Origin of the sequence: Streptomyces pimonensis, assembly GCF_041380215.1 — a bacterium.
Lineage (GTDB): Bacteria > Actinomycetota > Actinomycetes > Streptomycetales > Streptomycetaceae > Streptomyces > Streptomyces pimonensis.
The window spans coordinates 55,570-68,279 of sequence record NZ_JAHWZY010000034.1; the positions used below are offsets into that span (position 1 = coordinate 55,570).

A 12,710-nucleotide genomic window follows, 5' to 3' on the forward strand; every position below is an offset into this window, starting at 1 on the left:
AAAGTTCCCACGACCGGATTCCACCCAGGACCGAACAGCAACAGTTTTGGCATGAACGCTTCCGATCGACACGCGTCACTGGTACGACGGTCGCGGCAGAGATCCTGCTAAAGGGAGGTTCCATGAGACGTTCCCGAATTGTCCTCTTCCTCGGCTCGTTCCTCCTCGCCGTCACCACCGCCCTGGCCGGGGCCGCGTCGGCGCAGGCGTCCCGACAGGCCGCAGCCGACGGTTATGTGGCCCTCGGCGACTCCTACGCCTCCGGCGTCGGAGCCGGCAGCTACATCTCCGACGGCAGCGACTGCAAGCGCAGCACGAAGGCCCACCCCTACCTCTGGGCGGCCGCCAACTCACCCTCGTCCTTCGACTTCAAGGCATGCTCCGGTGCCCGAACGGGTGATGTCCTCTCCGGGCAGCTCGGCGCGCTCTCCAGCTCGACCGGCCTGGTCTCGATCAGTGTCGGCGGCAACGACGCCGGTTTCGCCGACGTCATGACGACCTGTGTGCTCCAGTCCGACAGCACCTGCCTTTCGCGGATCGCCACCGCGAAGGCGTACGTCGACTCGACGCTGCCCGGCAAGCTCGACGGCGTCTACTCGGCGATCCGCGACCGGGCCCCCAACGCCCGCGTCGTGGTGCTCGGCTACCCCCGCTTCTACCGGCTCGGTACCTCCTGCATCGGTCTCTCCGAGACCAAGCGGAAGGCGATCAACGACGCCGCCGACCACCTCGACAACGCCATCGCCCGGCGCGCCGGCGCCCACGGCTTCACCTTCGGCGACGTACGCGCCACCTTCACCGGCCACGAGATCTGCTCCGGCAACTCCTGGCTGCACAGCGTGGACTGGCTCAACATCGGCAACTCGTACCACCCGACGGCCGCCGGACAGTCCGGCGGCTATCTGCCGGTGCTCGACGCGGTGGCCTGATTCTCAGCACCGTCGTCCGGGCCGGAAGGAGAAGCGGAGGCCCCGTCCGGCGGGGTCTCCGTCTCGCACGCCACCGGGAACGGCACCGTCTCGGAGGTCGCCCGCACCGGCCTGCGGACCCCCACGCCGATCCCGCCCCGGTGCGTTCCGGTCTCCGGGCGCGTCGTCGCGACCACCGTGTCGTGCCGGGTGCGCCCGTCCCCCTCGGTGCCGCGCGATCGGAGTGATTGCTTCCGCCTCGACCCGCGGCGCGGTCGTCACCCTCGGCGGAAACGGCGCCCCCCCGAACGGACCTGTGCGACAGCTCTGGCTCGCGGGCCCGGACGCACGACCGCGTTGCCCGGGCCTGTTCGGGGGCGACGCGCCCTTGATCGCCTCCGGTCCGGACACCGCGGCGGCGTCACTCGCCGTGACCGTCGAGGCCGATGGCGGGTCACCGCAGCCCACCTCACAAGCCATTGTCCAACTCGCCCTGGAAAGAGGTGTATTCGGAGAGTGATCGACGAGTGTTCGTCAACCCCCTTGTGGGGAAGGTGAATCCTGTGGCCTCGATACACGAGTGCCCGGCCGGGGAGATAGGGTTACCCTGCCCGGGCCGGGTGGACTCGTACGGGTGGGGAGTGACATGGAGCAGATAACGGTGCGCAGCAGGGCCAGGGTTCCTGCGATCACGTGCGGTAGCAGCGCGACCAGCTCGCGCCTCGACCGCCATCTCTCGGTTCTGGGGGGACCCGCGGTCCCGCAGCGGGAGACGGCCGAGGCGACGTCGCTGATGCGCGAGCTCATCGCGCGTGACACCGCGCACGACCGGGGCGCCAGGAGCGCGCGAGCCCGGACGAGCCGCGTCTCGCTCTTCGCCCCGCTGCGTCGGCTGCGCCGCTCCCTGTTCGGCAGCCGGTAGCGCCGGCGCCCGGACGGTCCACCGCCGTCCCGGCGCTGTGCCCCGTCCCGGCAGTCCTCTCCGCGGCGTCGACGGCGTCCGGCGCCCGTTCCGACACCGGCACCTCCCCGTGCCGGCGCCCCCTTCCCACCCGGCAGTGCTCCGGAGGCGCACCGACAGCCCCCACTCTGGCAGGAACCTGACACACCGTAGGGCCTCACTCCCTTCCGCGCCCGTACCGCCGTACCGTCAGGAACACGAACACCACGAGCAGCACCGCGCACCACCCCGGTGGCCCCGCGACGGGATGCGCCACCGGCCGGGCCGCCCCGCCGGGCAAGGGCGCGTCGCCGAACAGGTCCCGCAGCGCCGTCGCCACCGCGCTGATCGGATTCCCCTCCGCGACCGTGCGCTGCCCGTCCGGCAGTCCCGTCGTCGGGACGTACGCGCTGGACAGCAGTGGCAGCAGGAAGGTCGCCCTGCCCAGCCGACCTGCCGCCTCCTCGCTCCGGGTGAGCAGGCCGAGGTGCACCCCGGTGTCCACGCGCAGGCGAACCGGAGCAGCGGCAACAGGGCGACGGCACCCGCGGCTTCGAGCGCGCCGCCCTCCGCCCGCCGGCCCACTGCGAGCCCCGCCGGCAGGAACGGCGCCGTCCCGGCCGTCGGCACCGGCACGGCCGCCGCCTGGCCCACCGGCACGGCCGCCCGGCTCACCGGCAGCGTGCGGAGGCGCCGGGCCGATCGATCCGGAGGGGGTCCTTGAGCGGGCGCCCGGCCGGATACCGGACGGCTTCGGACCCGCGGCCGACGCTCAGAGCAGCGCGAGCTGGCCCTCCGGCCCCTCCTCCCGGGCGTCCAGCACCGAGGCGGGGCGACGTGCGGAGGAGTGCACCGGGAGTACGCCCGCCGTGCGCAGCTCGGCCGGTGTGATCGGGTCGGGGACGGCCGGTTCCGTCAACGCCGCTTGCTGTGGCCGTAGTTCGGCCAGCAGGGCGAGGAGCGTGATCAGTTCCAGCAGCTCCGAGGTCCAGCTCCGGGGCCAGTCGGCCGTCCGGATCGCGGCCAGGGTGCCCGGCTCGGCCGGCTCCGTGCGAGCCGCGAACCACCGCTCCAGCACCCGGACACCGCCGGCCTCGAAGTCCCAGGCTTCGTGCGGCACCGGGGAGATGCGGCCGTCGCCGAGCAGCAGGGCCTCCCCGTTCCGGTCGTACTCCACGGTCACCGGCCGGGAGGGCAGCGGGGCGCGCACGTACGGGCGGCGCCCGCCGGGGAGCCGGGGCCGCTCCCCGTCGCGCCGCGCCAGCCACAGCATCCGGCGGCCCACCGCGACGCCCCGCGCCCACACGTCGGCGTCCCCGGTGAGCGGCACCGCGGGCCCGGCGGGCGTGACGCGCGACGCCGCCGTCGCCCAGGCGAGGACGTCCACCGGCGAGGTGTCCCGGCCGAGCCTGGCGGCGAGGTGTTCCGTCAGGCCCGGGGCCAGGTTCGGCTCCGCGGCGCCCGGCCGGCGGTACAGCGGGCGGACGCGGCCGGCGCGCACCAGCGGCAGCAGGGAGGTGACCAGCAGGGGAGGACCGGTGAGGTCCCGGGCGGAGCCCGCCTCCACGACGAAGATCTGCCGCTCGTCCGCCACCCGCCACAGCTCCGGCCGGGCCGCGTCGATCAGCCGCTGGTCGGGGATCAGCCACTGCTCGTCGAACGGGCCGTACAGCACCCGTACCGGCTCCGGGCACGGGCCCGACGCGCGGGCCAGCTTCTCCGTACCGCCGTCGCGTCCCGGCAGCTGACCGACCGCCGTGTACGGCGTCCGGGAACGGGTCGACCCGAACAGCGCCTCGCGGTCCGGCCCCTCGGCCTCCACCAGGGCGTTCCAACGGGCCCTCAGGGACGCCGCGTCGGGGGCCGTCGGCCACCCCCGGCCGAGCCGCGGCGGTGCGACGGACCACGGCATGAGGTCCGCCAGCAGCGGAGCGTCGTCATGCGTCACGCAGGGCATCGTACGGCCCCGGCCCGGTCGCCGGACTCCCGTCTGACGCGCTGAGCCATGCACGCTCCCCGCTTCCCCGCTTCCCCGCTCCTCGCTTCCCGCTTTCCCTCTCCCGGCTCCGCTCGGGCGGGAGGCGCCCCGCCACCGCACCGGGTCCTGACCCGAGTACGTCCGGTCCGGTACGAGCCTCAGGTCCCGGCACGCCGGGAGTCCGCACCCGACGTCGCGCGGCCCGCCCTTTGGGCGGACGCCGGGAGTTCGGTGACGGGGCCCGGGGAGGCGGATCAGGTGACGTCGAGTGTCACCGTGAAGGAGAACCGGTCGCCCCGGTAGTTGATGACGGCCACGTCCAGGGGACGGCCGCCGGTGTCGTAGGTGATGCCCGTGTAGTGCAGGATCGGGCTGAGCAGCGGGACCCGGAGCAGCCGTGCCGTCTCCGGGTCCGCGAGCCGCGCCTCCACCGTGTCCGTGATGCGGCTGATGTCCGCCCCGACGACGTCCCTCAGCACCTTGGTCATCGGCCACCGCACCAGGTCCTCCAGGTCGATGCGGGCGGCCAGTTCGGGACGGACCCAGTTGCGGGCGTGGTTGGTCGGCTCGCCCGTCCTCTCGTCGCTGCGCAACCGGTGGTAGGCCGCCGCCTCGGACAGGTCCGGGAAGTACTCGGCGATCTCCGTCGGCACCGGCGCCGGACCGTGCTCCAGCAGTTCGGTCGTCATGCCGGACTGCTGGGCCACGATCGCGTCCACCGAGCCCAGCAGCCGCACCGGGGCGCCCCGCCGGGCGTCGGGCTCGATGAACGTGCCGCGCCGGCGGTGGCGGGTGATCAGCCCCTCGTCCTCCAGCTCCTTCAGCGCCTGCCGCATGGTCAGCACGCTCACTCCGTAGTGCCCGGCCAGTTGCTCCTCGGTGGGCAGTCGCAGGGGGTCCCGGGGCGAGCGGCCGAGGATCGATGCGCGCAGCGACTGCGACACCTGGTACCAGAGCGGCAACTTGCGGTTCAGGACGATCGAATCCGGAGCGAAGGAGGTCACGGGCTTATCCGTACCGGTCGGGGAACGTTCAGTGCAACGGCTGGAAGTGACGTTCGAGCCCTTGCCACACATCGTCGTAGTCCTGTTGCAGGTGTTCCGCCCGCGCCGCTTGGGGAGTCAGCGACACCGGCCAGCGGGTCTCGAACATGAAGGCCAGGCCGTCGTCGATCTTCTGCGGACGCAGCTCCGCGGCGCTCGCCCGGTCGAACGTCTCCCGGTCGGGGCCGTGCGCCGACATCATGTTGTGCAGCGAGCCCCCGCCCGGCACGAAGCCCTCCGCCTTCGCGTCGTACGCGCCCTCGATCAGGCCCATGTACTCGCTCATCACGTTCCGGTGGAAGTACGGCGGCCGGAAGGTGTCCTCGCCCACCAGCCAGCGCGGCGCGAAGACCACGAAGTCCACCCCGGCCAGACCCGGGGTGTCGCTCGGAGACGTCAGCACCGTGAAGATCGACGGGTCCGGATGGTCGTACGAGACGGTGCCCATCACGTTGAAGCGGCGCAGGTCGTAGGCGTAGGGCACGTGGTTGCCGTGCCAGGCGACGACATCCAGCGGGGAGTGGTCGTAGGTGGCCGACCACAGGTTGCCGCAGAACTTGTTCACCACCTCCACCGGCCCCTCGACGTCCTCGTACGCGGCGACGGGCGCCCGGAAGTCCCGGGCGTTGGCCAGCCCGTTGGCGCCGATCGGGCCGAGGTCGGGGAGCCGGAACGCCGCCCCGTAGTTCTCGCACACGTAACCGCGGGCGGAGTCCTCGAGGAGGTCCACACGGAACCGCACCCCACGAGGAATCAACGCGATGTGCCCCGGCTCCACATGCAGCAGTCCGAACTCCGTGCGCAGCAGCAGCCCGCCGCGCTCGGGAACGATCAGCAGCTCGCCGTCGGCGTCACCGAAGACGCGCTCCATCGAGGCGGTGGCGTGGTAAAGGTGCACGGCCATGCCGGTGCGCTGGGCGACGTCGCCGTTGCCGCCCAGGGTCCACAGTCCGGCCAGGAAGTCGGTGCCTCGGGCGGGCTCCGGCAGCGGGTTCCAGCGCAGCCGGTTGGGGTCGGGCACGGTCTGGGTGAAGGGCGCGGTGCGCAGCGACCCGTTACCCGTGCGGGTGAACGCCGGGTGGGCGGCCGACGGGCGGATCCGGTACAGCCAGGAACGGCGGTTCTCCGCGCGGGGCTCGGTGAACGCCGTGCCGCTCAGCTGCTCCGCGTACAGTCCGAACGGTGCGCGCTGCGGCGCGTTGCGGCCCTCGGGCAGGGCGCCCGGGACCGCCTCGGAGCTGTGCTCGTTGCCGAAACCCGAGAGGTGTTCCAGCCCTTCGGCGATCTTGCGCGCGTCCCCGCTCATGTCCGTGCTCCCTTGCGATCGGATTCCTATGCAACACCGTAGGATTGCGGTTTCCGTGGCGCAAGGGGATCGCGCGACCTCCGCCCCCTGCTTTCGGTGGAGGACACGGAACCCGCCTTCAGGGGGATCCGCCGGAGCGCACCCGTGTTCCACGCTCCCGGGCATGCCGTGGACGCGGAGCCTGATCACCGCGCTCGCGGTCCGTGTCGCACTCCTGGCCGGATCCGCGGGCTGCGCCCCGGGTGATGCCCGGGACCGGGACGGGAAGCCGCCCCCGCCGGCCGGCGAACTCCTGGACGAGCGGGACGAGGAGGGCCGTCCCCACCGCGAGGTGGACGAGGAGGACGCGCCCGCCGTCGGCGTCGAGGTCGCCCCCGACACCGACGGCGGCTGGGACGTACGGCTGGCCGTGCGCATCTTCCGCTTCTCGCCGCAGGGCGCCGGCGGGCGCGCGGCGGCCGGCCGCGGCCCGGCACACCTCGAACTGAACGGCCGCCGCGTCGCCCTGCTGCGCACTCCCGAGTACCGCCTCCCCGGCCACTCCGTCCCGCGCGGCACGCACCACGTCACCGTCCGCCTGTACGCCGGCGACGGCTCGGTGCGGGCGGTGAACGGCGAGCCCGTGGAGGGCGCGCCCGACATCACGGTGTCGGGCCGGGAGCCGGGCCCCGGTCCGGACGCTACGGCGCCCCGGAACGGGCGCGCGGAGCGGACGGAGGGGACCGCAGCGGAGGGCGGGGTTCACCGGGTGGGGGCGAGCGGGCATGATGAGCCCCGTGCCCCACGCGACATCGCTCCGTCGAGCGCCGGTGCAGCGGCGCAGCGCCGAACGGCTGGCCAGGATCCTCGACGCCTGCGCCGCGCTCCTCGACGAGGTCGGCTACGACGACCTCAGTACCCGTGCCGTCGCCCAGCGCGCCGGCGTGCCCATCGGCTCCGTCTACCGCTTCTTCGGCAACAAGCGCCAGATGGCCGACGCGCTGGCCCAGCGCAACCTGGAGCGCTTCACGGAACGGGTCGCCGAACGCCTCGAGGTCACCGGTGACCGGGGCTGGCGGCACGCCATGGACGTCGTGCTCGACGAGTACCTCGACATGAAGCGCACCGCCCCCGGCTTCTCCCTCGTCGACTTCGGCAACCAGATACCCGTCGGCACCCGCCGCGCCGAACCCAACCACCGTGTCGCCGGCCGTCTCACCGGCCTGCTCTCCGGCCACCTCGGCCGCGAGGCCGACGACGACCTGCGCCGCACCTTCCTCGTCGCCGTCGAGACCGCCGACGCCCTCGTTCACCTGGCGTTCCGGACGGCGCCCGAGGGGGACGAGAAGGTCGTCGGCGAGTTGCGGGAGATGCTGCGGGCCTATCTGGCCCGGACGCTGGACTGAACCGCCCCCCGGCGCCCCCTCCCCTCCGTGCATACCGGTCGGTATGCTCGGTCCGTCCGCGCGCCGTCGCCGCCGCACCCGGGAGGTCCCGTGTCCCGCACCGCCCTTCGTGTCTGCCCCCTGTGCGAGGCCACCTGCGGCCTGACGCTCACCATCGACGACGGCCGGGTCACCGGCGCCCGCGGTGACCGCGCCGACGTGTTCAGCAAGGGCTTCGTCTGCCCCAAGGGCGCCGCCTTCGGAGCCGTCGACTCAGACCCCGACCGGCTGCGCGCCCCGCTCGTCCGCGTCGACGGGGAGCTGCGCGAGGCCACCTGGGCGGAGGCGTTCGACGCCGTGGCCGCCGGGACACGGTCCGTCGTCGACAGGCACGGACCGCACGCCGTCGGCATCGTCCTGGGCAACCCCAACGTCCACACCGTGGCCGGCGCCCTCTACCCGCCCGTCCTCATCGCCGGGCTCGGCACCCGCAGCCTGTTCACCGCCTCCACGGTCGACCAGATGCCCAAGCACGTCTCCAGCGGACTGCTCTTCGGCGACGCCAACGCCATCCCCGTACCCGACCTCGACCGCACCGACCACCTGCTGCTGATCGGCGCCAACCCCCTGGAGTCCAACGGCAGCCTGTGCACCGCCCCCGACTTCCCCGGCCGGCTCAAGGCCCTCAAGGCCCGCGGCGGCACCCTCACCGTCATCGACCCGCGCCGCACCCGCACCGCCCGCCTCGCCGACCGGCACCTCGCCGTCCGCCCCGGCACCGACGCGCTGCTCCTCGCGGCGATGGCGCACACCCTGCTCGACGAGGGCCTCGTCGACCTCGGCGAGCGGGCGCCGCACATCCAGGGGGTCGGCGAACTCGCCGTCGCACTTCAGGACTTCACGCCCGAAGCGGTCTCCGGCGCCTGCGACGTCGACGCGGAGACCCTCCGCACCCTCGCCCGGGAACTCGCCGCCGCCCCAACCGCCGCCGTCTACGGCCGCATCGGCAGCTGCACCGTCCCGCACGGCACCCTCGCCAGCTGGCTCGTCGACGTCCTCAACATCCTCACCGGCAACCTCGACCGTCCCGGCGGCGCCCTCTTCCCGCAGGCCGCCACTGACAGGACCCCGCGACCCGCCGGACCCGGCCGCGGCTTCGCCCTCGGACGCTGGCACTCCCGGGTGAGCCGGCACCCCGAGGCCAAGGGCGAACTGCCGCTGTCCGCCCTCGCCGAGGAGATCGACACCCCCACCGACGAGGGCGAGCCGGTACGGGCCCTCATCACCGTCGCCGCCAACCCGGTGCTCTCAGCCCCGGACGGAGACCGGCTCGACAAGGCGCTCGACTCGCTCGACTTCATGGTGAGCGTCGACCCGTACCTCAACGAGACCTCGCTCCACGCCGACGTCGTCCTGCCGCCGCCCCCGCCCGCGCAGAGCCCGCACCACGACTTCGCCCTCAACACCCTCGCCGTACGCAACCAGGTCCGTTACAGCCGCCCCGCCGTCCCTCTGGAGCCCGGCCGCATGGCCGAGACCGAGATCCTGGCCCGGCTCGTCCTCGCCGTGACCGGCATGCACGGCGCCGACCCCGCAGCCGTGGACGCCACGGTGATCGACCAGACCCTGGCCAAGGCGGTCCGGGAGCCGCACTCCCCGGTCCACGGCCGCGACCCGAAGGGCCTCGCCGGCCTGCTCACCGGTGAGGACGGCCCCGAACGGCGCCTCGACATGATGCTGCGCCTCGGCCCCTACGGCGACGGCTTCGGCACCGATCCGGACGGGCTCACCCTGGACAGGGTGCTCGCCCACCCGCACGGCATCGACCTCGGCCCCCTGCGCCCGCGGCTGCCCCAGCCGCTGAGGACCCGCAGCGGCAAGGTCGAACTGCTGCCGGACCCGATCGCCGCCGACCTCCCGCGCCTGCGCGCCGCCCTGGACGAACGCCCCGCCGGACTCGTCCTCGTCGGCCGCCGCCACCTGCGCTCCAACAACAGCTGGATGCACAACGTGCCCGCCCTCACCGGCGGCTCCAACCGCTGCACCCTGCACCTCCACCCCAAGGACGCCGAACGCCTCGGCGTACGGGACGGACAGCCGGTGCGGATCAAGGGCGCCGGGGGAGAGGTGACCGTCCCCGCCGAGGTCACCGACGGCGTGCGCCCGGGGGTCGTGAGCCTGCCGCACGGCTGGGGCCACGACCGGCCCGGCACCCGCATGCGGCACGCCGCCGCCGACCCCGGCGCCAACGTCAACCAGCTCCTCGACGGCAGCCTCCTCGACCCGCTGTCGGGCAACGCCGTCCTCAACGGGGTGCCCGTGGAGGTGGCCCCGCTGACCGCCGCCGTGACCAAAACGTTCGGTGCTCTGACCTGAGCAAAGCTGTGACCTGGGGTTCTGCGCTTATTGCTCGCAGGTCGACATCTTGTTAACGCCGCTTTACGGAACCTAACGTCGACGCACCGCCGGCCCTGGTGGGAGTTCAAGGGCGAACGTTAGGTGTCCACTCATGCTGACCATCCTCGGCTTCGTCATGATCGCGACCTTCCTGGTCCTGATCATGCTGAAGAAGATGTCGCCGATCGCGGCGCTCGTGCTGATCCCCGCGCTGTTCTGCGTGTTCGTCGGCAAGGGCGCCCACCTCGGTGACTACGTCATCGACGGCGTGTCCAGCCTCGCGCCCACCGCGGCGATGCTCATGTTCGCGATCGTCTACTTCGGTGTGATGATCGACGTCGGGCTCTTCGACCCGATCGTCCGCGGCATCCTCCGGTTCTGCAGGGCGGACCCGATGCGGATCGTCGTCGGCACCGCGCTGCTCGCCGCGATCGTGTCGCTGGACGGCGACGGCTCCACCACCTTCATGATCACCGTCTCGGCGATGTACCCGCTGTACAAGCGCCTGAGGATGAGCCTGGTCGTGATGACCGGTGTCGCCGCCATGGCCAACGGCGTGATGAACACCCTCCCCTGGGGCGGCCCGACGGCCCGCGCGGCGACCGCGCTCAAGCTCGACGCCGGCGACGTCTTCGTCCCGATGATCCCCGCCCTGCTGGTCGGCCTGCTGGGCGTCGTCGTCCTCGCGTACGTGCTCGGTCTGCGCGAGCGCAGGCGGCTGGGCGTGCTGACGCTGGACGAGGCGCTGGTGAAGGAGAACGCCGAGGAGACGCAGACCGTGCCGGTCGGCGCGGGCTCCGCCGACAGCTCCGGCGAGGACGCCCGGCCGGCCGGCGGGTCCGGCGCCGGTACGGACGCCGACGCGGAGGACGACGACTTCCAGGGCCTCGACCCGAACCGGCCCACCCTGCGCCCCAGGCTCTACTGGTTCAACGCGCTGCTCACGGTCGCGCTGCTCACCGCCATGATCATGGAGTTGCTGCCGATCCCGGTGCTGTTCCTGCTCGGCTCCGCCCTCGCGCTCTCCGTCAACTTCCCGCACATCCCCGACCAGAAGGCCCGGCTCGCGGCCCATGCCGACAACGTCCTCAACGTCTCCGGCATGGTCTTCGCCGCCGCCGTCTTCACCGGCGTCCTCCAGGGCACCGGCATGGTCGACCACATGGCCACGTGGATGGTGGACGTCATCCCCGAGGGCATGGGCCCACACATGGCCCTGATCACCGGCCTGCTGAGTCTTCCGCTGACCTACTTCATGTCCAACGACGGCTTCTACTTCGGTGTCCTGCCCGTCCTCGCCGAAGCCGGCGCCGCGCACGGCGTCTCCCCGCTGGAGATGGCCCGCGCCTCCCTCGTCGGCCAGCCGCTGCACATGTCCAGCCCGCTCGTCCCCGCGGTGTACGTCCTGGTCGGCATGGCCAAGGTCGAGTTCGGCGACCACACCCGGTTCGTGGTGAAGTGGGCGGCCCTGATCTGCCTGGTGGTCCTCGCGGCCGGAATCCTGTTCGGCATCATCTGAGCCGGACACCCGGACCACTGTCAGGAAGGACCCGATCATGGCGCCCGGTGGGAACCGCGGCTGGCTGCTCCGCCTCGTCATCGCCTTCGGCTTCGCGCAGGGGGCGGTGTCGATGGCCCGGCCCGCCGTCTCCTACCGGGCGCTGGCACTGGGCGCGGACGAGCGGGCGATCGGTGTGATCGCGGGCGTGTACGCGCTGTTGCCGCTGTTCGCCGCCGTACCGCTCGGCCGGCGCACCGACCACGGCCGCTGCGCGCCCCTGCTCCCGGCAGGCGTGGTGCTCATCTCCGGCGGCTGCGCGCTGAGCGGCCTCGCCGGCTCACTGTGGGCAATGGCCCTGTGGAGCGGGGTGACGGGCCTCGGCCACCTCTGCTTCGTCATCGGCGCGCAGTCCCTCGTCGCCCGCCAGTCCGCGCCGCGGGAACAGGACCGCAACTTCGGCCACTTCACCATCGGCGCCTCGCTCGGCCAGCTGGTCGGCCCCATCGCGGCGGGCGCGCTGATCGGTGCGGACATGGCCCGGACCAGCGCGTTCGCCCTGCTGATGGCGGGCGCGGGCGGAGCCGTCGCGCTCACCTCGCTGTGGCGCATCGAGCGGCCCGGGGCGCCGTCGTCCCGGACGGGACGGGGCGCACGGGTGCCGGTACGGGGCATCCTGCGGGCCCGGGGCGTCCCCGCGGGCATCCTCATCAGCCTGGCCGTGCTGTCCGCGACCGACATCCTCACCGCCTACCTTCCGGTGGTCGGAGAGCACCGGGGCATCGACCCGGCCGTGATCGGCCTGCTGCTCAGCCTCCGCGCGGCGGCCACCATCGCCTGCCGACTGGTCCTCACCCCGCTGCTGCGCCTGCTCGGCCGCACGGTGCTGCTGACGGTGACCTGCCTGCTGGCGGCACTGCTGTGCGCGGGCCTCGCGCTGCCGCTGCCGGTCCGGGCGCTGGCCCTGGTCCTGGCCGTCCTCGGTTTCTGCCTGGGCGTCGGTCAGCCGCTGTCCATGACGACGGTCGTCCAGGCCGCCCCCGCCGACGCCCGCTCCACCGCCCTCGCCCTGCGCCTCACCGGCAACCGCCTGGGCCAGGTCGCCGCGCCCGCGGCGGCGGGCCTGGTCGCGGGGGCCGCGGGAGTGGCGGCCCCGTTCGTGATGCTCGGCGCCCTGCTGTTCCTGGCTTCGGGTGTCGCCCTGCGCACTCCGTCCCGGCCGGCGGAGGGCCCGCCGTCCGCCCGGAAGGGCGTCGAAGCCCGACCCCGTACGGTC

Annotated in this window: 10 protein-coding genes and 1 pseudogene; 7 read left to right on the forward strand and 4 right to left on the reverse strand. The window is 73.1% G+C overall.

Translation table 11 applies throughout. The features are described from left to right. Positions 1-122: 122 nt before the first annotated feature. The 3 genes from KYY02_RS26835 (at position 123) to KYY02_RS26845 (ending at position 1,830) form a co-directional block, all read left to right on the forward strand. Positions 123-929: an SGNH/GDSL hydrolase family protein gene (locus KYY02_RS26835; protein WP_371242275.1), complete on the forward strand. Its 807-nt coding sequence runs from the start codon at positions 123-125 to the stop codon at positions 927-929. Positions 930-1,152: 223 nt separating this feature from the next. Further along, positions 1,153-1,428, forward strand: a complete 276-nt coding sequence (locus KYY02_RS26840) for an anti-sigma factor (RefSeq protein WP_371242277.1) — start codon at positions 1,153-1,155, stop codon at positions 1,426-1,428. A gap of 126 nt (positions 1,429-1,554) precedes the next feature. Continuing rightward, the gene (locus KYY02_RS26845; protein ID WP_371242279.1) at positions 1,555-1,830 is read left to right on the forward strand and encodes a hypothetical protein; all 276 of its coding nucleotides are present in this window, start codon (positions 1,555-1,557) and stop codon (positions 1,828-1,830) included. Between the two features lie 196 nt (positions 1,831-2,026). Here KYY02_RS26845 and KYY02_RS26850 read toward each other — a convergent pair. From KYY02_RS26850 to hmgA, 4 genes and pseudogenes are all read right to left on the reverse strand, one after another. Then, positions 2,027-2,541, reverse strand: a pseudogene (locus KYY02_RS26850) (ABC transporter permease); the annotation flags it as partial. 79 nt (positions 2,542-2,620) lie between these two features. Continuing rightward, positions 2,621-3,805, reverse strand: a complete 1,185-nt coding sequence (locus tag KYY02_RS26855) for a type ISP restriction/modification enzyme (protein WP_371242281.1) — start codon at positions 3,803-3,805, stop codon at positions 2,621-2,623. A 275-nt stretch (positions 3,806-4,080) separates the two neighbouring features. Further along, positions 4,081-4,830, reverse strand: coding sequence for a GntR family transcriptional regulator (locus KYY02_RS26860; protein WP_371242283.1), 750 nt, complete (start codon positions 4,828-4,830; stop codon positions 4,081-4,083). Positions 4,831-4,858: 28 nt separating this feature from the next. Then, entirely contained in the window at positions 4,859-6,175 is a 1,317-nt protein-coding gene (hmgA, locus tag KYY02_RS26865) for a homogentisate 1,2-dioxygenase (protein WP_371242285.1), read from the reverse strand. 767 nt (positions 6,176-6,942) lie between these two features. Between hmgA and KYY02_RS26870 the strand changes: the two genes are divergently transcribed. From KYY02_RS26870 to KYY02_RS26885, 4 genes are all read left to right on the forward strand, one after another. After that, complete coding sequence (locus KYY02_RS26870; RefSeq protein ID WP_371242297.1) at positions 6,943-7,560, forward strand: TetR/AcrR family transcriptional regulator; 618 nt, start codon at positions 6,943-6,945, stop codon at positions 7,558-7,560. A 90-nt stretch (positions 7,561-7,650) separates the two neighbouring features. Continuing rightward, the gene (locus tag KYY02_RS26875) at positions 7,651-9,915 is read left to right on the forward strand and encodes a molybdopterin oxidoreductase family protein (protein ID WP_371242287.1); all 2,265 of its coding nucleotides are present in this window, start codon (positions 7,651-7,653) and stop codon (positions 9,913-9,915) included. A gap of 133 nt (positions 9,916-10,048) precedes the next feature. Then, positions 10,049-11,455, forward strand: a complete 1,407-nt coding sequence (locus KYY02_RS26880) for a CitMHS family transporter (RefSeq protein WP_371242289.1) — start codon at positions 10,049-10,051, stop codon at positions 11,453-11,455. Positions 11,456-11,492: 37 nt separating this feature from the next. Continuing rightward, a partial coding sequence (locus KYY02_RS26885) for an MFS transporter (protein ID WP_371242291.1) occupies positions 11,493-12,710 on the forward strand: 1,218 nt, incomplete at its 3' end.